This is a genomic window from Aciduliprofundum boonei T469, assembly GCF_000025665.1.
Classification (GTDB): Archaea; Thermoplasmatota; Thermoplasmata; order Thermoplasmatales; family Aciduliprofundaceae; genus Aciduliprofundum; species Aciduliprofundum boonei.
In genome coordinates, this window is the sequence record NC_013926.1 from 1,312,622 (window position 1) to 1,335,576 (window position 22,955).

A 22,955-nucleotide genomic window follows, 5' to 3' on the forward strand; every position below is an offset into this window, starting at 1 on the left:
ACATCTATGGTTCAACTATAGTAAGTTGAAACTTAAGATTCTTAACGCCCTTCAAACTTCCCAGTTTGTCGGCAATTTCCCTAACTACTTTTGATTTTCCATGGAGTATTACTACTTCTAAACAATTTCGTTCATCAACATGCACATGTACTGCTGCTCTTATTTCGTTTACATAACTATGCTGAATATGGGTAATCTTCTCTGTTATACCTTTTACCTCATGGTCATATATCATAGTTATCGTTCCAAACACATCCACATTTTCATCACTCGTAATCGTGTTTTCAATAAGCGCATCTCTTATGAGATCTCTTATAGCTTCTGACCTGCTAATATATCCTCTTCTCATAATATAATCATCGAACTTTTTTAAAAGTGAATCATCTATAGACACTCCAAACCTTTGAATCATAGAACTATATCTCATTCAAATATTTTTAATTTTCAGATAAATCCGTAAAATATTAACAATTAAATGCAATTTATCTTTATGAAACTTCTAGCCATAGCGGATATTCACGGCGCTTGGAATGTTTTGTATCTTATAGAGGAGTTTGACGGACTTTATAATTTTGATGCTGTGCTTATTGCTGGAGACATAACCAATTTTGGTCCTGCGGAATTTGCATTAGATTTTCTAAACGAAATAAATAAGCCCACCTTTGCAATCCCTGGCAATTGTGATCCTCCAGATGTTTTAGACGCCATAGAGAAGAGTAAAGCTGTTAATCTACATAAGAAAGAATTTGAATTTGGAGGATTGCATTTCATAGGGTTAGGAGGTACAAACGGCATAGGATTTACCATGGGCATAACATTCCAGGAAGATTATGCTTATAAGTTTCTATCAAGATGCAAAGAATGTGTATTTCTCCTCCACCAACCCCCTTACGGAATCTTAGATGATGTTGGCTCTCACCATATAGGGAGCGAAGGAATAAGAAAAGCCGTGTTTGAGGCAAAACCGAAAATTGTAATTTCAGGGCATGTCCACGAGGCAAGAGGATATTTTAAAACAGAAGATACTTTATTTGTTAACCCCGGTCCTGCAAAATCTGGATACGCGGCCATCGTAGATACTGAGAATTTTAGTGTAAGGCTGTTAGAAAAATAAGCAAAAATTTCTTATTTAATGAATATAATATCCTCCAAGGAGGTATCAATATGGCTGAGAATGAAGATCTCGGTAGTCTCAACCTGTGGGAGCAGGTACAGAACTACCTTGCTAAGATTCAAAAAAGAGAAAAAGAAGTTAATGAGAGAGCCAGAAAACTTGATGAGAGAGAAAAAGCTCTGGATGAGAGAGAGGCAAAAATTCAAGAGGCTGAAAAGAGAATTGCAGATAAAGAGAAGCTCTTGGATAAGAAAAGTTCTGAGTTAGAGGGCTATGCAAAAAAATTAGAAGAAGAGAAGAAAAAATATGAGGAAAAGTATAAAGAGCTTGAAAAGAAGCTTGAAGCTATAAACACTGCGGAGACTGTGCTTAAGAATTATGAGAACACTTTAAAGACAACAAATGAAGAAATTAAGAAAAAACTCAATGAAATTGCAACCCTCTATGGAGGATTGGCAGATCTTAGGGAAAAGATGCTTAATGTGATACAAACATTGAGTAGCGGGGAGATACCCGTTAAAGAAGAGAAAACTCCTGTGAAAGAAAAGAAAGAAGAAAAAGAGGAGAAAAAACAAGAGTTCGAAGTAGTAGTTGTGGATGGAGAAGAGTTTATAAAATGTCCACAGTGTGGAACTCTCAACTCAAAGGATGCAATAATGTGCTACAATTGCGGCTATGTCTTCAAACCTGAAGAACTCTGAAGTTGCCTTGATAAATTTTCCAACCTTCTATTTATATGCTCTAAGCTCTTGGCAAGTATTGCATGATTATCGTACCACTTTAGTATATTTCTAGCCTCATCTATATTCATATTTTGAGCCATCTTTATCATATTCTTAACCGCTCTTGTTAACTCATCCACTATGGTTATATGTGCAGTTTGTGCTGTGCGTGATAGTGGATTTAAATCTATAGTTATTACAAACTTCCCCATATCTCTCAAAGCTTTTGTTCTGTCCCCATCCTCCAATGGTACAAGCACAACATCTGCAGAATATATTCCTTCTTTTGTGCAAAGTGCTCTAGAATGCTCGAGATTTGGTATTATTGCGTCTGGATTCGCCCCCAATATATCCTTCCCTAAGGTTTTGAATTCTTCAACTATTTTTCTTATCCTATCTTCGCTTCTATAAAATAGATTAACTTCTATCTTTGCCCCAACAGAATCTGCCAGTTCTATAACCTCCTTGGCAGCCAAGGCGGTCACATTACCATTAACTGAGATAACTGCATTTTTGGCCAATAGCATCTTGGCCACCGCTGCCTCTTCTGCCTCTAAAGCAAAATCTTCACTTCTCTCACCAATTAAATAATCAAAGGTCTCTCCTCTGCCATGCGCGATTAAACCTGCATAGGCAACTATACCTTTTTTAAAACCCTCAATTATCTTTTCTCTCTTCATAAGCGATTCGTACCTTGGATGACTCTTTGGAATCATAGATGTTTAATGCACTATTGAGATAAACTTTTTCCTATGAGTATATCCACTTCTTTTAAGAACTCTTCCTCAGTTCCCTTGGGTATGGTAGCACCTGCAGCTATATCGTGGCCCCCACCATTGCCTCCAAATTTGGAAGCTGCCTCTCTCATTATATCTCCCAGATGCACTTTTGGCACTAAGTATTTTGAGCCCCTTGCAGATATATGCACCATGTCATCAACAAATATGCCAAGGGTAGCTTTTCTTGGATTTAAGAGGTATAGAGAGCCAACAGTGGCTAAGGAGCTGCTTAAATAGGAATCATCAGCAAAGAAGTACTGCAAATGTTCCATCTCAAACAAGTTCTCCATCATCTTATACAAGCCATCTATAACCCTTCCCTTATATTCCCTTCTCAAAATTTCCATTCTCTCTTTGGCACTCTCATCGCCCAGAATATAAGCTAGGGCTACACTTTGATTATCTGTGCGTGCAGAAGAGTCAATAAGCTCAGTTAGATACCTTATACTTGTACCTAAATCTACATCAAAATCAAACACAAATCTCCCCGCTTCTGGAATCCTGCTGTTTTTTATCAAATTTAAAGATAGCATTGAAATTAGTTTCGTTTTTTCCTCATCACTTAGTTTTTCAATATCTTTTGTTGGAGATATGCTCAAGTCCTTTAACATTCTCTCAATATCATCCTGTTTTCCTGAGAGCCCGGGGAAGAATGGCTCTGTGGAGTAAAGAATTGCATTTACAACATTTCCATGGAGCACAAACTCTTTCTTTAATTTTAGAGAGAGTTCATCAAAAAGCTCTTTATTCAACCCTGTTAATCCACCAATATGCTGTTTATCTCCAAAAACCCCTGCAAGGAAAAATGGAATCATTTCTTTCTCCCTTGTTAGCATATAAGCCAATGTGCTTCCGCAAGCATCATGCGCACCGTTGTATCCATCTAAGTGTGGATTAATATGCAGAATTTTATCATTATCTCCCGGAGGTTTATGATGATCTAGCACGATAATATTCCCTTCCAGAGAATCTATCAATGAGGAGCCCATATCACTCATTATGACATAATCTTCCTCATTCACAATGTCTGAAATTTCCTCTTTATCAACATTTCTAAAAAATGAGATATGGAATCTTTTTCCATTTTTCAGTAAATAGTGAGCAATTATGCCTCCTGCACATATGCCATCTACATCGTAATGAGTTAAAATCCTGAAATCATCACCCTTATCGATGAGCTCTCTTGCTTTTTTTAATCTTTCCTCAACTATCATCACTTCACCAGAAGTTCAGCCTCTTTAAGGCTGTATTTCCAGTCAGAAGGTAATTTTCCTACTTTCTTGTAGTACTTTACAAGCCTGCGAATCTTCGCTTCTACAAGCTGCAAGCCCCTTCTGTTTCCTAAATCTTTTGGGTGGTTTGCAAGATGAGAGTTTATCTTAACGGCCTTTCTCATAAGAGCCATCAAATCATCGGGTATGCTTGGTGCCATACCACTCTCCTCAAGAATCTTACCAATACTCTTTCCAGTCATTAATTTAACATCTGGTACACCATACTCGTCCCTCAAAATAGTGCCAATCATCGCCTGAGAATAACCCTCTCTACTGAGGGATTTGACTTTTTCTATAATCTCATCTTTTTCCATCTCAACCCATTCAGGTTTTTCGGTCCTGAAAGGCCTTCGTGATCCGGATTTTCCCTTTCTTCTAGCGTGAATCCTGCCCATAAATTTCACCTTTGAGTGGCTAATAATATCAAATACTTAAAGATTTTCTTCTCTTGGAAATACAACACCATCCATCTCAACGCATTCTCCTTTGGCATATAGCAAAGCAGTGTATGCAGAAATTATCGCATCCACTTCGTGCTCATTTCTCACATCTTCTACACTCCACCTATTTTTGAAATAAGAAAGCATATTCTTTTTGTCCTTATCATAGAATCCAAGAATTTTAGCAGTTGCAGTGGGGAATACTTCTATAACTTTATATTTCTTTTCCGGGTAAGTTGAATTCCTCGAAAAACATGAAAAAAGGAGAATAAAAATAAGGAAGGATTAGACATAGAGATCATAAGCCAGAACTTTAAATAGGAGGAGTTTAGAAGCAACAGAGAAAGAATGGGAGAATATGTAATCGCCAACAATTCTTTTGAATGAGTGGAACACAGATTGGGGGTTTAGAAAGGGGGCTCTGCCCCCTTCTTGCGAATACTTCTTTTTCCAGTCAGGAGATTTGCTCTTTTCTAACAATCTCCTTCGCAATCCTCTTCTTGCTTTATTACGGATTGCTATGTATGGAGTTCCTCCTTTATTCAGAACAAATCGTATGTTACGTAGAGAATCATAGCCTTTATCTGCATACACTTCTTTTACTCTCTCTTCCTCCAAAAGAGGAATGAGGTACGGTGAATCGTTAGTGTGCCATTTTGTAACTATTGCATTGGTAATGAGCTTTGTATCGATATCCACAGCAGCATGCAATTTCAGACCTTCTCTTATTTTTCCTACTTCTCCGATTCGCTGTGTGTAGTAATATGAGCGGTAAGAAATCTGAATACCTGTGGAATCCACTGCAAATTTGCTGGGTATTCCTAAGGCTCTTATTATCTCTCTAAGTACTATGCGAATCCATAGTTCTGGTATTCTTCTCAACTCTCTTGAAATTGTGCTTTTATGTGGGATTTTCTTCAATCTCATTACCCTCTTTATCTTTCTCATTTCTCGCACAATCTGGAGCATTCTTTCTATGCTTCCTGCATACTGCGCCAGCACTATCAGCATGATGTGCTGGTGCAGAGTGTAGTCCTTCCTTGAAAATCTGCTCCAGTAAAGTGGAATTTTAGTTCTCTTTAGCGCTTTTAACCCTATCTTCACAACTTTGTAAAGATTAAATTTCCTGCTCATCCTTTATTTATATCCCCTATTTTATTTTTCTCTAGGGTTGCAACTCACCCTCTTTTCCAAAATTCTTTTTATTCTCATTCCCCTCTTTGCGAGATCTTGCATAGCCGGAATCTTTAAGCTCAGAGCCCCATATTTTCGCAGGTAAATGTCCACTCTTCTATCTTCCAAACTCATCGGGGCATCTATTGCTATTATGCTTGGCTCATGCTCAACAATTTTTCCAATAATTTCATCATCACTGTGAAGACTATATACTCCTATCCTTCTATCCTCAATAATTGCAACTCCAGTTATGTTTTTCTCCCTAGCCGCAAGGTCTATTCCTGCAAATATCATAGAAATGCTATTGAATGCTCATTATTTATTCTTTTTTTCTTTATCGCTATTTCCTTCTTTGTATCCATTGGATGTACCACAAATTTGCTATTTCCCTCATCTCTAAATTCCCTTATCTTCTTTCTCTTCGTTCTCCTCCTCTTCGGCTTTGACGGGTGTATGGGCATGGGCTCATCCCTTTGATACCCTTCCATTGCATCTTCTTTGTGCTGTGGTTGCATAGATTGCATATAATAACCCTGGGGGGCTTGTGTCTGAGTATGCTGCCCGTAATATCCCTGCTGCATCTGAGGACTTGGATAAGCGTTATACGGCTGCATGTATGGAGATGGCTGATTTTGTAATCCATACATCTGTGGATTCGGCTGCTGGGCATATTCAGGATAAGGGTTGTATGGCACAGGTGCTTTTCTTGAAACTATTTCTTCCTCCTCTTTGGGCTCTTCCTTTACCTTCTCTTTTCTCTCAGGATATATCCCCTTCTCAAGTATTATTTGCCTGCTAACAGCCCCTCCAATAAAGGCAAAGGAGAGCATGATAAAAAATGAGGGAGGTGCATAGTAAAGGTAATTCTCTATATGCATTCCAATATTAGTTGCCATATTGATCGTGTTTTCAAAATAATTTGCGAATGGAAGTGCGGCCGTGGCAGTTAATATTGTACCATGGATGTAAGAATTGAAATTTTGGGGTATGTGTATCAACCCTGCTTGTATAGCTTGCAGAAGCATTAAATAAAGGAAAATTGGAACCGCCATTGCAAACAGGCCCTTTAAGGGTCCCCCCGATTTCCTCCCCGTAATGTAGCCTATTATTATGGGTCCGAGAACAGGAATCCACCACAGAGTAATGAGAAGAACACTCGAATATATTACGGCTTCACTAAAGCTATAAGGATATTTACCCATTTTAATCACCATCTGACCATTGTCAGACAATAATATGACATAAAAGTATTTAAAGCTTTTGTGTAAAATTACAAAAAATAAATGCTCTCGGGGAAAACAAATAAAAGAAAGGTTTAAATACTATGAATATGTTATCTGTCATGGTGCTGACATGTGACATTATCATGTCAGACATAATGTATGCCAGAAGGTGATGGGATGTATCTTAAAGCCATTGAGCTTGAAAATTTCAAATCTTTCGGAAGGAAGACCAGATTAGAATTTAAAGAGGGGTTTACAGCAATTAGCGGTCCAAATGGAAGTGGAAAGAGCAATATAACAGATGCAATTCTCTTCGTTTTGGGTCCAAAATCTTCAAAGAAGATAAGGGCTCAGAGATTAACTGATTTAATTTACAACGGAGGTAAGAATGGCAGACCTGCGGATTATTGCCGTGTTAGTTTGATTTTTGATAATAGAGACCGAGTATTACCCTTGGATGAGGATGAAGTAAAACTTACGAGATATATAAAGAGAGCAAACAACGAGCTTGGCTACAACAGCTATTTTTACATAAATGATGAGCAGGCGAGGTTGCAAGATTTTAATTCAATTCTCATTCATGCTAAGATTGAGGCAGATGGCTACAACTTTGTGCAGCAGGGAGATGTTACTCGCATAGTTGAGATGACTCCTGTTGAGCGCAGAACAATATTGGATGATATTGCAGGCATAACAAAATTCGATAATGAGATAAAGAAAGCTGAAGATAAGAAGAAGATAACGGAGGAAAACATGGGGAGAATCGAGGCAAGACTTGATGAGATTAAGAGGAATATGGAAAAACTAGAAAAGGATAGAATGGACGCTCTCAAGTACAAGGAATTGGAGGAGGAGCTAAAGGAGATAAAGGCGAAAATAGCATATTTGAATATGAAAAAAGCGGAGAATTCCATTGAATCTTACAATTCTCAACTTAGAGAGCTCCAAAGTGCCATAGATTCTCTTCGAGAAGAGATAGAAAAAAGGAGAAGCGAGGAAGAAGAGATAAAGAAGAAAATTGAAGAAGTGGATGCCAAGATCCGTTCCATGGGCAGTGGAGAGATCGTGGAGATGAAAAATAAAATTGAAGAGCTCAAGATAAAATATGCTGAAGAGAAGATGAAGAAGGAAAACAAGGAAGACAGAATTCAAGAGTACAAAGAGAGAATAAAAGATTGGAACGAGCAGCTCTCTCAGATAAGGCAGGAGTTAAAGGATAAGGAGGAAGAACTTAGATCTCTAAAAGAGAGGAGAGATGCCATAAGAAAAGAGTATGAAGACAGAGCCAAGGAATTGGAGAACAAAGAGAGAAATTTGGGGAGTGCAAACGAGAAATTTAGAGAGTTGCAGAGGAGAGCACTAGAAATTCAGGAAGAACTCAAAAAGCTCAGGAACGAGTATGCCACGAAAGTTGAAGAGGAGAACAAGGTTTTGGGCAATATAAGTAGAATTAAGGGAGACATTGCTGCAAAGGAAGAGAGTATGAAGGATATAGAAGCAGCCATAAAAGATGCAGAGTGGAGAATTTCCCAGTTTAAGAATGAGAACAAGGATGTAGAGAAGAAAAAGAAAGCTTTAGAAAGCAGGTACTATGAACTTAGAAACGAGGAAACAAAATTGTCCAAGGAATTAAAGAAGAAAGATAATGAAGTTAAAGAATTAAGCATCGAGTATGAGAAAATCAAAGCTAGGATGGAGAGCAGTCAAGATGCCCTTAGCAGGGCAGTTATGGCAGTTTTAGCCGCTAGAGATAGGGGGGAGTTGAGAGGCATATATGGAACGATCTCCGAGCTTGGAAATGTTGATGATAAATACGCATTGGCCATAGAGGTGGCTGCAGGAAACAGAATGATGAGCATAGTGTGTGAGGATGATGAATCTGCAGCCAAGGCCATAGAATTCTTAAAGAGACATAAATTGGGCAGAGCCATATTCTTGCCATTAAACAAGATGCTTCGTGGAAGACCGAGGGGAAAGGCAATTCTCGCTTCCAGAGATCCCCATGCCATAGGTTTTGCCATGGACTTAATAAAATTTGATCCCAAGTTTGAGGCTGCCTTCTGGTATGTCTTCGGAGACACTGTTATTGTGGATACTTTAGACAATGCCAGAAAACTCATGGGCGGTGTTCGCCTGGTCACTTTAGATGGTCAGCTCATAGAGGCCAGTGGAGCCATGGTTGGCGGCTCTGTTGAGCGTAAGAAGAAGGTGAGCATGGGTAACCTTGATGAGATCGGTAGAAAATTGAGGGAAGCTAGAGAGGAGCGGGAAAATATTGAAATGAGATTAAATGCCATAAGGGACGAGTTGGATAGGCTCATTGAAGAGATAAGGAACATAAAGACTCAGGATAATTCTGCTCAACTCTCAGTCTGGCTCGAAGAGAAGAAGAAAAATCAGGAGAAATTAAAAGATATAAAGAAACAGATTGAGGAATTAGAGAAGGAAAAAAGAAATTATGAAGAGTTGAGAGAAAGCGTAAGAAATGAGATTGAGAAGATAAAGTCCAAGATTGAAGATATGGAAAAGGAAGATGCAAATCTCAGGAATAGAATGAACAATCTCATTCCTGAAAAGTTATCCAATGAGATAAAAGAGCTTCGCAACATGGTTGATTCTCTCAGAAGTAATCTGCAAAATGTTGAGAAGGATATAGTTAAGGTTGAAGGCGAGATAAATGGATTAAAAGAAAAGGAAGATGAAATAACCAAAAATATTGAGAACGCAAAGGAAGAGATTAAAAATATGGAAAAAGATATAGAAAATTCAGAAAAGGTAATGGAAGATATACATCTTGAGAGGAGGAAACTTGAAGAAGTAGTGAGGAAAGAGGAAGAGAAGATAAAGGACTTAGTAGATGAGAGAGACAAGCTTGTTAAAAATAAGGAGAGGATCGTGAAAGAGATATCCAAGAAAGAGGGAGACATAAAAGTAAAGGATAGTTTAAAGATACATATCATCGCAAAACTCAATGAAGAGCAGGGAAAATACGAAGAAGCAAAGAGAGAATACGAGAGCTACGGCATCGATGTTAAGAATGTCGAATCTATATCTTCGTTAAAGAATAGATTAAATGATGTGCAAGCACAAATGATGTCTATGGGTCCCGTCAATATGAGAAGCATAGAGGAGTACGATGAGGAGAAAGAAAGATACGATAAATTGAAGGAAGAGTATAAGAATTTGGAAAAGGAAAAGAAAAATCTACTAGAACTTGTTAGGGAATTGAACGGAAAGAAGAAGGATGGGTTGATGAAGGTTTACAACGCCATAAACGAGAATTTCAAGAAAATATACAAGGAGATAAGCAATGGCGGTGAGGCCGAGATTTTGCTTGAAAATCCAGAAAATCCGTTCAAAGGAGGACTTATAATAAAAGTCAAGCCAGTTGGCAAGAAATTCGTGAGGTTGGAATCTCTAAGTGGGGGTGAGAAGAGTTTAACGGCCTTAGCATTCATATTTGCCATACAGCAATACGATCCATCTCCGTTCTATGTACTTGATGAAGTTGACATGTTCTTAGATGGAATGAATGCAGAGATGGTTGGCAGGATAATAAAGAGAAATTCTAGGACAGCTCAGTTCATAGTCATCTCGCTCAGAAAAGCAACTTTGAAATTCGCCGATTATGTGATTGGCGTAACACAGCAGGGTGATGGTTTATCAAGGGTATTCTCACAGAACATTCCGGGGGTGAGTGAGGGTGCAGCATGAGATAACTGAGCATCTTATGTACTACAAAGCACTCTTGGATGAGGACATTGATGTGGATTATTACATACACATGGCGCAGAGTTTAGAGGATGGGATACACATAACTGCAAAAAACCCTGTAGATAAGGCAATAGCAATAGTTTTTGAATTAGTTATGGATGAGAAGCTTGACCCTTGGAAGATTGATTTGATAAAATTCACAAAACTCTATATGGAGAGGGTAAAGAAGGAGAAAGATATAGATTTCATAATTGCGGGCAAGATAATACATATGGCTTGGAACATACTTATGAGAAAGAGCGAGGATGTGCTTGACGAGGTGGAGAGAGAGGTCTACTATGTGGATTCAGATTTCTTTGATATAGACATATCTCCATTCGAACCCTACGAAGAAGAAATCATAGATGTGGAGCCAGATATTGAGATAAAAGAACCTGTTAGAAGAGAGGAAGAGAGACCTGTAAGCTTAATGGAACTTCTCCAGGCAATAAATGAAGCGAGAAGAGAAGTGGAGATGAAGAAGAAGCAGAGGAAGATAAGAGAGAAATTCAAATTCAATTTAGATGAGAAGGTGCATAGGGAAGATTTGGAGGAAGAAATAAAGGAAGTATGGTCCCGCTTGAGCGATGTAAATGGAGATGAGATACCATTATCCCTTCTTTACGATGGAACTAGGGAAGATTTCATAAAAGTTTTCTTGTCTCTCTTATTTTTAGAGAGATTCAAAAAGGTAGAATTGCAGCAATATGTGCCTTATGGTGAGATAAACATAAGAATATTGGTGCCCCAGGAGCTTAGAAACATAGAGTTTATGAACCCACCAGAGATAAGAATAGAATCTATTTAGCTTTTTCAAACTCTTTTTCCATTTCTTCAAATACCTTTTCCAATCTTTTCGCTGCTCTCTTTATGGCTGCCTGCGGCTTACCGCTCTTCACTCTTATCTTCAAAGTAGGGTTTTCAAGATAAGGATGGTCATAATGGTAAATGGCCTGCTCAACCATTTCATCTTTATTTAATTCTTCCACGAGTGGAATGAGTAAAGTTCTATCCGCATTAATGACCTCTAAAATCATCTCATTCTTCTCCTTCGAAATGATCTTGAACTCCATCTCCTTCATAAACTGGGTTAAATTTCCCTATTATTTAATTATTCCGATATACTTTCATAAGTTTAAAATACAAAAAAGGCAATATGGAAACGGTGTAAATATGGCAAAGGACCTTATTGACAGCGATGTGATAGATTACGATTATGATCGTGATGAGTTGTTGAGGCAGATTAGGATATTGGAAGATGAAAAGAGGTATTTAGAATCTGAACTGAGAAGATTGCAGGGGGATATTGAGCGTTTACGCAAGGAAATAAACAGAATGAAATCCCCACCATTACTTGTTGGGACAATCGAAGACATAATTGATGATAATAGAATCGTTGTACGAAGTAGTGCAGGCCCAACATTTATAGTCAATGCTTCATCCTATGTACCCAAGGAGAAAATTAAGCCCGGGGCAAAAGTGGCGTTAAATAAGCAAACATTTGCAATAGTGCATATGATTCCAGAATCATACGATCCAGCCATAACTGCAGCTGAGATAATAGAAAAACCAAGGGTCACTTACGATGATATAGGAGGTTTGAAAAAGCAGATTAGAGAGATAAGAGAAGCCGTTGAGCTACCTCTTTTAAAGCCAGAATTGTACAAGAAGGTTGGTATTGAGCCACCTAAGGGGGTTTTACTTGCAGGTCCCCCAGGTACAGGTAAGACCCTTTTAGCAAAGGCCGTTGCTCACCACACTCACGCCACATTTATTCGCACCGTTGGAAGCGAGCTCGTTAGGAAATACATAGGGGAAGGTGCCAAACTCGTGCGGGAATTATTTGACTTAGCAAGAAAAAAAGCACCAAGCATAGTTTTCATTGACGAGATAGATGCCATAGGTGCCCGCCGTCTTGATATGGCTACAAGTGGAGATAGAGAAGTACAGCGTACCCTTATGCAACTTCTTGCAGAATTAGATGGTTTTGAGCCTTTGGATAATGTAAAGATTATAGCAGCTACGAATCGCCCCGACATACTTGATGAAGCATTGCTTAGGCCCGGGAGATTTGATAGGATAATTCAAGTACCATATCCTGATTACGATGCTAGAATCGAAATTCTAAAGATTCACACGAGGAGAATGAATTTAAAAGATGTGAACCTTGAAAAAATTGCAAAGAAAACTGACGGTTTTAGCGGAGCGGATCTGAAAGTCATATGTATGGAAGCGGGAATGTTCGCCATAAGGGACGAGAGAGATTATGTAACTCAGGAAGATTTTGAAAATGCCATAAGGAAATTCTTGCATGCTGACGATCTCAGGAAGGAGATACCTGGAGAGATGTTTGCATAACAAGCCAGAAGGGTTAAAATATGTCAGAAGTTGAAGTTAAGCATCTTGGAGAGGGATATATGGATAGCGCTTCCCTTAAAAAAGTTGGAGTGATTTACGGGGATGTAGGTACAACGCAGTTTACCTGCAATGTTATAGGAAATTTAGAGCAGGGAGATTATGTTCAAGTATATCACGAAAGATTTGGCTGGGTTTTAGGCAAGGTTGATGAAATAAAGAGAAAAACAAATTTAACCTTAGAGAAGGCCATAAAATTGCAAGATGATGATTTTACTGTGAAAGAAATAGTGGCTGCAACGGTTGTTGTTATAGGTTATAGAGATGAGCGTGGACTCTTGCAATTTCCTCGCACTCCTTTCAATGTTGGAAGCATAGTTTACAAAGCTGAGGAGGAGTTTATAAAGAAAGTCATAGGCATAAAGGATATAAGGGAAAAAGGTGCTTATATAGGGCGCCTCTATCGCTACAGAAAAATTCCTATTTATCTGGATATAAATGTAATGGTCCAAAAGCATGTTAGCATCTTAGCAAAAACAGGAGCTGGAAAGAGCTATCTAACAGGAGTGCTTCTTGAAGAATTTTTAAAGCATAATGTAACTGCAGTTGTTATAGATCCCCATGGTGAGTACATTTCGCTGAGAACTCCAAGTAAAAAGACCAAATTGCATCAAGAGTTTGGAGTTCTGCCAAGGGGATATGAGGGCAAGATTAATGTTTTCACTCCAGATGTACAGTTAAATAAAGGAAAGCCCTTAAAATTCACACTATCTTCAATGACCTCAAGAGAGCTTTTAAATTTAATGAACCTTGATGCTAGGCAATACCTCATACCTCTCCGAAAAGCCATGGATTTGCTTAAAACCTCTAGGCAATACTATACTATAAAAGATGTTATGAGAGTTCTAGAAAGTGAGGAAAACAATGCCCTTCAACCTCTTCTTTCTCAGCTTGAATATCTGGACGAAATGGGAATATTTGATAAAAGAGGTACGAAAATCAACGAAATTGTGCAGCGTGGAAAATTGTCCATAATAAATCTCAGAGGTGTGCCTCCAGACATACAAGAGCTCGTGGTACAGCGTCTTTCAATGGCCCTATTTGAGTTGAGGAAGAGAAATAAGATTCCACCTTTAATGCTCGTTGTGGAGGAAGCACATAACTATGCACCCCAGCAGGGGACATCATCATCCACGAAAATTCTGCGTACAATAGCATCTGAAGGAAGAAAATTTGGGCTTGGACTATGCATTATATCTCAAAGACCTGCAAAGGTTGATAAAAATATACTCTCCCAGTGCAACACCCAGATAATACTACGAGTTACAAATCCCAACGATTTGAGAGCAATTGGCAATTCAGTTGAAGGTCTCACAAAGGGCTCTTTAGAAGAGATTCAAAGATTGCCTGTAGGCGTAGCCCTTGTCACTGGGGGAAATATACCCATGCCTCTCTTTGTGGAAATAAGGCCTCGAGAAACAAAGCATGGTGGTGAGAGCGTAAAGGTTGTGTGATAATATTTTTAAATTTTCTAAATATACCTGCTCTATGAATAATGTGGTAAGCGATGAGATATTGGACCATTATTTTGAGGTAACAGAGAGAGCATATAATATTGTAAAAATCTCAGTGCCTCAAAGCTCACACTTTTATCCAATTGCAAAGGACTTTTTGAATATGGCTAAGGCGTATATAGAGGATGCAAAGTACTTTCGCAGCAAAGGAGATTATATCCGAGCACTTGGCTCAATTTATTATGCTCATGGATGGTTAGACGCTGGAGCAAGGCTAGGAATATTCGATGTGGGAGAAAATCATGAGTTATTCACTCTTGCAAAATGATTATAATCTTGCAACTGCCAAAAACAAGTTCTTTCTCTTTTCAATAACCAGACCTTTCTGCAATAATTCTTTTAGAATTTTTTCAGCATTTTCCACCCCCCTTTCACCCAACTTTTTCTCGAAATAAAAGAAACTCCAGCCCTCTGGCTTCAAAATATTAAGTTCCCAAAGCACTCTATTTATTACTCTCTCAATTCTTCTTCTCTCATCCAAGGAAGATAGCTCTCTCCGCAATCTATCTTGGAGCACATCTTCAATTCTTTCAAAGAGTGTATCATACAATCCCATTATTTTTTCCTCTGCATCCTGCATTCCTAATCTCCTCCAAGAATCAATCAATCTAACAGTATGCTCTCCAAAACCATTTACATCGGCTATATCCATAACAATTCCAACTTTCATTGCCTCTGTTAGCAGCGGGAATTCTTTTTCTATCTTTAAAATCAATTTTTCCTTTGCCCTTTCCATCCTGTTTGTATCAATCTCCGGAGCCTCCAAATGCTTTTTCACAACGAAAGATAAAATATCCACAGCATATTCTTTTAAATCTTCAACATCAAATTTCATCTCTTCAGCGTAGGGTATAAATGGAATCTCGGCAGAGCCAATTAAATTTTCAATTTTTATTGTAGATTCTGTTATTGCACTCTTTTCCCATTCTTTGCCCCTTCTAGTGGGGTAGAACCTCAGCGCATTATTTAAATTCAGATGAGTATATTTAATCTTCAATGGGTGTAAAACTCTGATCTCAATCGGTTCATCATATACCACCTCAACCTTTGTAGAATTTCTGGTGAGAATCGAAGGAAGCAAACTCATCAAAATCCTCACATCTTTGAAATTGGAAGTATAATATTTGGAAAGAGAGTCCAATAAAGTAACTGTGCAACCTCCAATCCTGCTTTCATATATCCCTGAGGAAATGAAGAAGGAAAGCATCACATCCCTCGAAGTTTCTGGAAATGCAGAATCAAATAGATTGTAAATCCTTCCTCCATCTAAACCAGATTTCTCCATAACCAGATAATCCTCTATTTTCGCTATTTCAAAATTTTCCACTAGCAAGAACCTTCCTTTCATATTCGAAAATTGAGATAAATCGTATATCTTCCCCCTTACAATTCCGCAGCAACCCTTCAATCTCACCCATTTAGGCACGATAATGGGCATAATTGGAAAGCCATTTTCTGGAAAGGGTGTTATGCCTTTTACTTCAAAATCTCCAATTATAGGCGCAATTTTAGTCCATAGGGCTTTTCTTATTATCCCACTATTTTGAAGTTTGACAATAAATCCTTCGAAATCTGCAAATTCTCCTATCTTTAGTGTGTTTTTCAAGAATCTCAATTTCAGTTTTTCGGGTAACCTTTGAGGATAAAAATAATCCTCCATCATCTGTAAACACTATACTTATAAAGCAAATCTATAAGCCTCTTTGCAAGACTCTCGTTTATTACACCCTCATCTCTCTTCTTCAATATGTAATCTCTTGCTTCTCTGATTCCGTAATTTGAGGCCTTGGCATATATTGTTCCCTTTAAAGAACCTTGAATCCCTTCTGGCAGCTCTTTTAAAAGCTGACCTAACATATATCTGAATTCATAGTCCTTCCTCATATTTAACTTTCTTATCTTTTTCACATCTCTTGCATGCTCTACCCAATAATATAAATTGTGGTTAAAACTCTTCCAAATCTGATTGAAATCTTATTTTTTCTCCCTTTATCTGCACAGGATATTTACCTGTTAAACATCCCAAGCACAAATCCCCATAGGGCAACCCTATTGCCTTCACCAATCCTTCTATGCTTATATATCCAAGGGAATCTGCTCCTATAATCTCTCTTATTTCTTCGACGCTTTTTTCCGCTGCTATGAATTGGTCTCTTGTTTTCATATCTATTCCAAGATAGCATGGTGCTATTATTGGTGGTGAGCCAACGCGCACATGCACTTCTTCTGCACCTGCTTCTTTTAACATTTTTACTATTTTTCTCATGGTATTTCCCCTAACAATGCTATCATCTACAAGCACAATTTTCTTTCCTTTTATCACGGACTTCACAGGGCTTAACTTCATATTTATCTCCATAACCCTTGTTTCCTGAGAAGGCAAAATGAATGTCCTCTCAACATACCTGTTTTTCATCAACCCCTCTGCATATGGTATTCCACTTCTTTCAGAGTAACCTATTGCATGAGCTCTACCCGAATCTGGAACTGGCACTACAAAATCTGCCTGAACAGGATGCTCTTCTGCCAATATTCGTCCAATCTCCCTGCGCACATCGTAAACACACCTTCCATCGATCACACTATCTGCCCTCGCAAAGTAAACATATTCAAACATGCAATGTGCTTTGTGTTTCTTCTTGAAAATGTGATGAGTTATAAACCCTTTATGAGTTATCTCTACAATCTCTCCCGGCTCAACATCCCTTATAAATTTTCCACCTATTGAATGGAAAGCTGTACTCTCAGAGGCCAATCCATATCCACCATCTATTTTCCCCAATACCAAGGGCCTGATTCCAAGGGGGTCTCTTATTGCAAATAAGCGATTATCTATTAGGATTGCAAGAGAGAAAGAGCCTCTCAACCTTCTAACCATATTTTTTAGGGATTCTACAACATCATGCTTACTCAACTCATATGCCAAAACCCTAGCTATTACCTCACTATCTGCCTTGGTTATGAAGGCTGCACCTATCTCATTCAGAAAATCCTTCAACTCTCCAACATTAACTATCTCACCATTATGTGCCACTGCTATTTTATGCTCTTTTGTGTATATCCTTATTGGCTGTGCGTTTTCTATTGAAGAGCTGCCAGTGGTAGAATACCTCACATGGCCAATTCCAACATTTCCTTTCAAAGACTCTAAAATCGTAGAATTAAAAACTTCGTGAACCAGACCCATTCCCTTATAGAGAGAAACATCCTCTTTAGAGTATATGGCAATGCCTGCACTTTCTTGACCACGATGCTGCAAAGCCCTTAAAGAGAAATACAAAAGATGAGAAACATCGTAGATGGAAGAGAAACCAGCTATCCCGCAATACTCATTTCTTTTTCTTTGCCCATGAGTATGAGCGCATTCTTGGAGCGGGATAACCACAGTGAGAGCACCTCTTCGTATGAATATTATATGTCTTATGACCGCATCTTCTACAAACTATATGGGTCGGCTTCCTGTTTCTTTTACCTTTTGAAGTTGTACCTTTTGTCATCTTAAATCACCTCATGGCGGGGATATGTAAATTACATTATCTCCTCTAACTATTACCACATTATGCACGCCTTTTGATTCTCCATTTATTATTTCCTCCACATTTTTAAGCACTAAATTAAGATGCTGATCATAGCCATCTAAGACTCCCCTGTACTCTTTGTTTCCCTTCATAGCTACCAATACCGGTTTATTTAAGCTCTCGTGGAGAACATGCAGAGGTTTTAACTGTTCCACCATATTTACCACTAAGCCCTTTATTTACTTCCCCTATTTAAATTTTGGCTTAGCAACATCGCCAAATTTATATATCCCCTCATTATTTCCGATTCTAAGCAGGCGTAGTGTAGTCTGGCAGCACAAGGGCCTTCCAAGCCCTTAGCCCGGGTTCAAATCCCGGCGCCTGCACTAAGCCCCTTTCTTAAGAAGAAAGGTGCCACTGCCCTGCGTAGCGGGGCGTGTTCGCATCTCACGATGCTCATTTACCCCCCAAAGAAATAAAAGGGGCTTCACCTCGAAAGAAATAAGTCATTTTGTAAAGATGCCATTGTTGGGACGCAATATCAATTCACTAAATTGAGGGGTATAGAAAGGGAACGAGCAACAATTTGGTTACGAGCTTACCTTCTGCAAGAAGACTTAGCCGCAGGTGCCATACTCATTTGTGAAAGGGAGGGGTTTAGAAAGGGGAACCATAGGTGCCCCTTCGTAAGGAACTCGCTGGTGAGCTGAAGGGCTTTAAATAGAAATTATTCATTTTTAATTATTCTTCTTCATTGTCATTATGTAAGTGTTGACAAATATCAGCACGCCCATAACAAAAAATATCATAGCTCCCATATTGAAAAAGAGAAGGTGGTATGAGTGCAAAGCATCATACAGTGCTCCACCAATCAATGGAGCGACTACAGAGCCCATATTTGAGCTCATATTTACAAATCCTAACGATTTCCCCAAACTTTGAGTTTTTGAAGCGGCGAAGCTTCTTGCTATGGGCATAAATCCCCTGCCAGTTATGTAAAAAATCAAAGTTCCTGAGAGAACAATGGCAAGAGAATTTGACATAATGGCTAATCCAGAAATTAGGGATAAAGTGCCTAGAAGTTTAAGAGCATAGTTATATCCTTTTTTGTCTGAGATATGCCCCATAAGGAATGTTCCAAAGATGGCAATCACACTGAATATAAAAAGTGAAAATGTGGTGTTGTATTTTCCAAGAGCCATGGTCTCGGATAAATAGAACCATAGGACTTCTGCCCCAAGAGAGAAAAACATACCATAGAAGAAGTTGAGAGAGTATAAAGAAAAACCAAATTTCACCTCATTCTCTTTTGTTGCCTTTTCTATAACACCCTTTTTTTCTTTTATGTCCCGTAATGGAACAAGAAGAAGTATGGCTAGAATATAAAATGTTGCCACAGTTATTAAGGCATGATATACATTCCCTAAAAAGTAATTGTAAAGAATATAGCCCACAGCCCCTCCAAATCCACCCATCATAAAATATGAACTCATCAGTCTTCCCCTGAATTTCACTGGTGAGGCAAGATGCACTACAGCTTGCATAGTGGTCCACGCCATGGCCCCATATACACCATCAAGAGCTCTTAATCCTATCATCCAGGGATAGGGTATTACTAAATAGAGAAAAGAATCTATGGCAAGTCCTAGAAATCCTAAAATCATTATAAAAATCCTACTCCACCCCTTATCTGCGAAGTTGCCTATTAATGGAGCACTTAACCCTCTAGCCAACATAAATGTTGAAGATAGAATAGTTATTTCTAGAACAGTTAATCCGAGACCCCTTAGCGTAAATGCCAGAACAACACGAAGTAGTTGTGAAGCCATACCCCCAAATATCGGAATTATCAATATTGAAGAGTAAATCTTCCACTTCTCCATTTAATTGTATATGTATGCAAAAGATTTAATCATTTCTCTAATTTGAATCTCTTTGGAAGTAAACGGGATAAATAATATTTTTCTACTTTCTCTCCATCCGTAAGTGTAATTTCACACTCCTCATCGCAGAACTCGGCCATAACCTGCAAGCATGCCCCACAAGGATATGGCATTTTCTCTGCATATACAGCAATTTTCTCAATATTCTTGCATCCTTCGCTAACTGCCTTAAATATTGCTACCCTCTCAGCGCATATAGTCAATCCGTAAGAGGAGTTCTCTATATTACATCCTGTAAAAATCCTCCCACAGGCAAGTACGGCTGCACCAACCCTAAAATTAGAGTATGGTGCATACGCATTATCCGCCGCTTTTTTTGCATACTCTATTAGTTCATTGGTATCCATCTATATCACTTTCGTTCCAGTAATTATATACCATCTTACTCTGAGATGTAGTTAAATCTTTAGCAACTCCTGCCTCATATGTTCCATATCTCTCTTTTATCTGCTCTTCAATGGGCATTGATATCTTTAAAGCTTCTTCTATGTGCTTTCTCTCTATGAATTTATCCCCGTTGTATATGGCAAGATCTCCTGCGGCTCTTATTAAACCTCCAAGTTCTCTGAGCCTTAATGTTAATCCATTCTCCCCGTCAATTCTTTTTGCTCTTCTCTTCCCCTCTTCGATTATTGCAATAACTGCATCTCTTGTGGCATGGGGTATTCGTCCATCCATCGCTATTTCTTGAGCCACAAACTGAGCATATTTTGCCCTATTCTCTTCCGTATCAGGCATAGAGGTCTTCACAAGAATTTCATAGCCCTCTCCAACAATCCTAGAACGAAGTGGAGAAAGAATATTTGGTAGGTCCTGTATGTTACAGGCCGCCACAAGAATGAAGTCACAGGGTACATCGTCCACTCGCACACTGGCTCCTGCGCTTTGAGGATTTCTTCCAGCGATTGAGAATTTCTTCTCCTGCATTGCTGTTAATATATTCCTTTGTAGAGGACCCAAATGTGTGATTTCATCGATAAACAATACACCCTGATGTGCCTCATGAATGGCGCCTGTCACTACTCTCTTATAAGGAGGAGTGCCCAACTGAGGATGACCTCCATAGGGATCATGCTTAACATCTCCAAGCAATTCTGTCTCGCTTGCACCTGTAGCCATAACAAATGGATTTCTTTTCAATGGTACAATCACCTTGTAAGGCTTCTTCTTTTCCATAGCTCTTCTTTTCTCCAATGTTCTTTCATCATAAACCCTTATTTTCTCCCCATCTCTCTCGTAAACCATAACCTTCTCTTCCCCATTTTCATACACAGTGGTTGTAACACGGGGAGGAAGTGAGGATATGCCAAATGCAGCTCCTATGGCCCCAAATATGTCTGCGAAGGGCCCCACTGTTGTCTGAGCTACCTTTGGAGCGCCGCATTTTGGACATACTGGCTCTGAGGGGGAAGAATATGCCCCACATTTAGCACATTTGAAACCAAGTTTAATAGCCACATTATCTGGAGCTTCTCTTGGATCTATGATTTTTCCCTCCACTGACCTAAGTTCCAGCATTTCCTCCTCTACTTCTTTTTCGTCCTTTATCTCAACAAAAGGCCTTTCTGGGTTCTGGGGATTATGCACAACCCTTATTTCCTGAGTGGGAGGATCTAGATGTAAAGCCAGTGCTTGGGCAATCATTGATTTTCCAGTGCCAGGAGGACCTACTAGGAGAAGATGTCTATGCTGCCTTGCCGCAATTTTTGCTATTTTTATAGCTTCATCCTGTCCAATAACCCTATCCAATGGGTCTTTTGGAATCAATATCTCGGCCGTAGTTTCAAAGTCCTTTAAACTAAAACCCTTCTTCGGGTCTATCATTTTTTCACCATATCTTTCGTCATGAGTTTTATATTTAGCGGCTTCTTGGTAACATTTCCTATTTTATATCCAATTATTTTTGTTATTCCCTTCTCAGATGCAACATCAACAAGACGCTGTGAGATTATCCCCCCGGTTATGAGGGTATCACCATTTTCTTTTGTGGCTTTTAATTTTTCTATTAACTCATTTAAAGGTATTCTCTCTACAACTTTATTATCTTTTAGAAGTGCAGCCTCTTTCTTTGCATTCAATTCTTTGAATAATGCACCAATATCATTTTCTTGAACCTCTTCCTTTTTTTCCTCTTTCTCCTTCTTTTGCTCTTCTTTTTTCTCCTCTTTTTTTATCTCAATATTGTGAGTCGCCAGGTATTGTTCCACCGGAACTTTATTTCTGAGGGCTTTCATCAATTGCTTATAGGTCAGTTCTTCCACTTCATAACCTGGTGGGGCTCTCGCAATAAAATCTATATCCGCCACTTGCAAGAGCTCTTTTAATATTAAATCTCCACCATGATCTCCATCCAAGAATGCCGTAACAATTTTTTTCTTACTTAACTCCACAATCGTTTTTGGAACACTCGTGCCATTCACAGCTATTGCGTTTTTAATTCCATAGTTCAGTAGATTGATTACATCGCTTCTTCCCTCTACAACTATTATCGCCTCAGATTTTTCAACATTGGGTCCAGCTGGCAGATGGTCCTCACCGTAAATAACGACTTCTTCAATTTCCACAGCCTCTCTAACCGTTTTTATGAGATCTTCACTAACCTGCTTTCCTTGCTTTAAGAGCATCTGCAATAGTTCTTTTGCTCTATCCACAACTTTCTGCCTCTTTGTAGCTCTTATATCCTCTATGGATATTACTTTGACTCTTGAACGGCATGGACCTACGCGGTCAATAGTCTCTAAAGCTGCAGCGAGAATAGCAGTTTCAACCTGATCTAAACTTGAAGGGATGAGTATTTCACCTACAGATTTACCCTTCTCGGATTTTATATCTACTTCAATTCTTCCTATTCTTCCACTCTTCTGCAGATCTCTCAAATCGAGCTCGTCGCCCAACAAACCTTCAGTTTGGCCAAAAATAGCGCCAACAACATCGGGTCTCTCAACTATACCATCTGTTTCAATTGTGGCTCTTATCAAATATTTTGCTGCATATGGGTCCGTATTCAATTGCATCACCTCCTGAATCTTCGGGAAAATAGCCATCGCTCCCGTATACTGGGAATCGACATATTGATGAGGTGTG

At 38.8% G+C, this 22,955-nt stretch carries 24 protein-coding genes and 1 tRNA gene; 8 read left to right on the plus strand and 17 right to left on the minus strand.

Going from position 1 to position 22,955, the window contains the following annotated elements:
- Nucleotides 1-4 precede the first annotated feature (4 nt).
- Nucleotides 5-412 carry a nickel-responsive transcriptional regulator NikR gene (nikR, locus tag ABOO_RS06910; RefSeq protein ID WP_008082843.1) on the minus strand — a complete coding sequence of 136 codons (408 nt, stop codon included), beginning with the start codon at nucleotides 410-412 and terminating at the stop codon, nucleotides 5-7.
- Between the two features lie 78 nt (nucleotides 413-490).
- Between nikR and ABOO_RS06915 the strand changes: the two genes are divergently transcribed.
- Together ABOO_RS06915 and ABOO_RS06920 are read left to right on the plus strand one after the other, a co-directional pair.
- Nucleotides 491-1,114 (plus strand): metallophosphoesterase family protein, encoded by a 624-nt coding sequence (locus tag ABOO_RS06915; RefSeq protein WP_008084058.1) that lies wholly within the window; start codon nucleotides 491-493, stop codon nucleotides 1,112-1,114.
- A gap of 50 nt (nucleotides 1,115-1,164) precedes the next feature.
- Entirely contained in the window at nucleotides 1,165-1,815 is a 651-nt protein-coding gene (locus ABOO_RS06920) for a zinc ribbon domain-containing protein (protein WP_008082784.1), read from the plus strand.
- On the opposite strand, the gene ABOO_RS06925 is transcribed toward ABOO_RS06920, so the two are convergent.
- The 6 genes from ABOO_RS06925 to ABOO_RS06955 form a co-directional block, all read right to left on the minus strand.
- A complete protein-coding gene (locus ABOO_RS06925) occupies nucleotides 1,788-2,552 on the minus strand; it encodes a 4-phosphopantoate--beta-alanine ligase (protein WP_008084144.1) in 765 nt (254 codons plus the stop codon). The genes ABOO_RS06920 and ABOO_RS06925 overlap by 28 nt on opposite strands.
- A 14-nt stretch (nucleotides 2,553-2,566) precedes the next feature.
- Entirely contained in the window at nucleotides 2,567-3,829 is a 1,263-nt protein-coding gene (locus ABOO_RS06930) for a single-stranded-DNA-specific exonuclease RecJ (protein WP_012997407.1), read from the minus strand.
- Nucleotides 3,829-4,284 carry a 30S ribosomal protein S15 gene (locus tag ABOO_RS06935; RefSeq protein WP_008083238.1) on the minus strand — a complete coding sequence of 152 codons (456 nt, stop codon included), beginning with the start codon at nucleotides 4,282-4,284 and terminating at the stop codon, nucleotides 3,829-3,831. Before ABOO_RS06935 ends, ABOO_RS06930 begins: the two co-directional genes overlap by 1 nt.
- A 330-nt stretch (nucleotides 4,285-4,614) precedes the next feature.
- Nucleotides 4,615-5,463 carry a transposase gene (locus ABOO_RS06945; RefSeq protein WP_008084114.1) on the minus strand — a complete coding sequence of 283 codons (849 nt, stop codon included), beginning with the start codon at nucleotides 5,461-5,463 and terminating at the stop codon, nucleotides 4,615-4,617.
- A 21-nt stretch (nucleotides 5,464-5,484) separates the two neighbouring features.
- Nucleotides 5,485-5,799 carry a DUF429 domain-containing protein gene (locus ABOO_RS06950; RefSeq protein WP_008084116.1) on the minus strand — a complete coding sequence of 105 codons (315 nt, stop codon included), beginning with the start codon at nucleotides 5,797-5,799 and terminating at the stop codon, nucleotides 5,485-5,487.
- Nucleotides 5,796-6,557, minus strand: a complete 762-nt coding sequence (locus ABOO_RS06955; RefSeq protein WP_148221988.1) for a hypothetical protein — start codon at nucleotides 6,555-6,557, stop codon at nucleotides 5,796-5,798. The genes ABOO_RS06950 and ABOO_RS06955 overlap by 4 nt, the downstream gene beginning before the upstream one ends.
- Before the next feature lie 348 nt (nucleotides 6,558-6,905).
- On the opposite strand from ABOO_RS06955, the gene smc reads away from it, so the two are divergent.
- Both smc and ABOO_RS06965 read left to right on the plus strand, forming a co-directional pair.
- Nucleotides 6,906-10,442, plus strand: a complete 3,537-nt coding sequence (gene smc, locus ABOO_RS06960; RefSeq protein WP_008084049.1) for a chromosome segregation protein SMC — start codon at nucleotides 6,906-6,908, stop codon at nucleotides 10,440-10,442.
- Entirely contained in the window at nucleotides 10,432-11,289 is an 858-nt protein-coding gene (locus ABOO_RS06965) for a segregation/condensation protein A (protein WP_008084103.1), read from the plus strand. Before smc ends, ABOO_RS06965 begins: the two co-directional genes overlap by 11 nt.
- Here the strand turns inward: ABOO_RS06965 and ABOO_RS06970 are convergent.
- On the minus strand, nucleotides 11,282-11,563 hold the full coding sequence (locus ABOO_RS06970; protein WP_008083185.1) for a DNA-directed RNA polymerase subunit L: 282 nt from the start codon (nucleotides 11,561-11,563) through the stop codon (nucleotides 11,282-11,284). The genes ABOO_RS06965 and ABOO_RS06970 overlap by 8 nt on opposite strands.
- A gap of 91 nt (nucleotides 11,564-11,654) precedes the next feature.
- On the opposite strand from ABOO_RS06970, the gene ABOO_RS06975 reads away from it, so the two are divergent.
- Genes ABOO_RS06975 through ABOO_RS06985 form a run of 3 tightly spaced genes read left to right on the plus strand, consistent with a single transcriptional unit; the run spans nucleotide 11,655 to nucleotide 14,678 of the window.
- Nucleotides 11,655-12,839 carry a proteasome-activating nucleotidase gene (locus tag ABOO_RS06975; RefSeq protein ID WP_008083998.1) on the plus strand — a complete coding sequence of 395 codons (1,185 nt, stop codon included), beginning with the start codon at nucleotides 11,655-11,657 and terminating at the stop codon, nucleotides 12,837-12,839.
- A gap of 20 nt (nucleotides 12,840-12,859) precedes the next feature.
- The gene (locus tag ABOO_RS06980; RefSeq protein WP_008083983.1) at nucleotides 12,860-14,350 is read left to right on the plus strand and encodes an ATP-binding protein; all 1,491 of its coding nucleotides are present in this window, start codon (nucleotides 12,860-12,862) and stop codon (nucleotides 14,348-14,350) included.
- A gap of 34 nt (nucleotides 14,351-14,384) precedes the next feature.
- Complete coding sequence (locus ABOO_RS06985) at nucleotides 14,385-14,678, plus strand: DUF357 domain-containing protein (RefSeq protein WP_012997410.1); 294 nt, start codon at nucleotides 14,385-14,387, stop codon at nucleotides 14,676-14,678.
- Here ABOO_RS06985 and ABOO_RS06990 read toward each other — a convergent pair whose 3' ends face one another.
- Genes ABOO_RS06990 through ABOO_RS07005 form a run of 5 tightly spaced genes read right to left on the minus strand, consistent with a single transcriptional unit; the run spans nucleotide 14,679 to nucleotide 18,146 of the window.
- Nucleotides 14,679-16,073, minus strand: a complete 1,395-nt coding sequence (locus ABOO_RS06990) for a hypothetical protein (RefSeq protein ID WP_012997411.1) — start codon at nucleotides 16,071-16,073, stop codon at nucleotides 14,679-14,681. It lies immediately after the preceding gene.
- Nucleotides 16,070-16,318, minus strand: a complete 249-nt coding sequence (locus tag ABOO_RS06995) for a hypothetical protein (protein WP_012997412.1) — start codon at nucleotides 16,316-16,318, stop codon at nucleotides 16,070-16,072. Before ABOO_RS06995 ends, ABOO_RS06990 begins: the two co-directional genes overlap by 4 nt.
- Before the next feature lie 37 nt (nucleotides 16,319-16,355).
- The gene (gene purF / locus ABOO_RS07000; protein WP_008084127.1) at nucleotides 16,356-17,795 is read right to left on the minus strand and encodes an amidophosphoribosyltransferase; all 1,440 of its coding nucleotides are present in this window, start codon (nucleotides 17,793-17,795) and stop codon (nucleotides 16,356-16,358) included.
- On the minus strand, nucleotides 17,740-17,907 hold the full coding sequence (locus ABOO_RS07925) for a 50S ribosomal protein L37e (protein ID WP_012997413.1): 168 nt from the start codon (nucleotides 17,905-17,907) through the stop codon (nucleotides 17,740-17,742). Before ABOO_RS07925 ends, purF begins: the two co-directional genes overlap by 56 nt.
- 11 nt (nucleotides 17,908-17,918) lie before the next feature.
- On the minus strand, nucleotides 17,919-18,146 hold the full coding sequence (locus ABOO_RS07005) for an LSM domain-containing protein (RefSeq protein ID WP_008082783.1): 228 nt from the start codon (nucleotides 18,144-18,146) through the stop codon (nucleotides 17,919-17,921).
- Nucleotides 18,147-18,241: 95 nt separating this feature from the next.
- Between ABOO_RS07005 and ABOO_RS07010 the strand changes: the two genes are divergently transcribed.
- Nucleotides 18,242-18,314, plus strand: a tRNA-Gly gene (locus ABOO_RS07010).
- 351 nt (nucleotides 18,315-18,665) lie between these two features.
- Here ABOO_RS07010 and ABOO_RS07015 read toward each other — a convergent pair.
- The 4 genes from ABOO_RS07015 to dnaG are packed head-to-tail and all read right to left on the minus strand — an operon-like array spanning nucleotide 18,666 to nucleotide 22,879.
- Nucleotides 18,666-19,811 (minus strand): MFS transporter, encoded by a 1,146-nt coding sequence (locus tag ABOO_RS07015; RefSeq protein WP_008084141.1) that lies wholly within the window; start codon nucleotides 19,809-19,811, stop codon nucleotides 18,666-18,668.
- Between the two features lie 29 nt (nucleotides 19,812-19,840).
- A complete protein-coding gene (gene cdd / locus ABOO_RS07020; RefSeq protein ID WP_008084099.1) occupies nucleotides 19,841-20,218 on the minus strand; it encodes a cytidine deaminase in 378 nt (125 codons plus the stop codon).
- Nucleotides 20,205-21,695, minus strand: a complete 1,491-nt coding sequence (locus ABOO_RS07025) for an ATP-binding protein (RefSeq protein WP_008084136.1) — start codon at nucleotides 21,693-21,695, stop codon at nucleotides 20,205-20,207. Before ABOO_RS07025 ends, cdd begins: the two co-directional genes overlap by 14 nt.
- Nucleotides 21,692-22,879, minus strand: coding sequence for a DNA primase DnaG (dnaG, locus tag ABOO_RS07030; protein ID WP_008083257.1), 1,188 nt, complete (start codon nucleotides 22,877-22,879; stop codon nucleotides 21,692-21,694). Before dnaG ends, ABOO_RS07025 begins: the two co-directional genes overlap by 4 nt.
- Nucleotides 22,880-22,955: the final 76 nt, after the last annotated feature.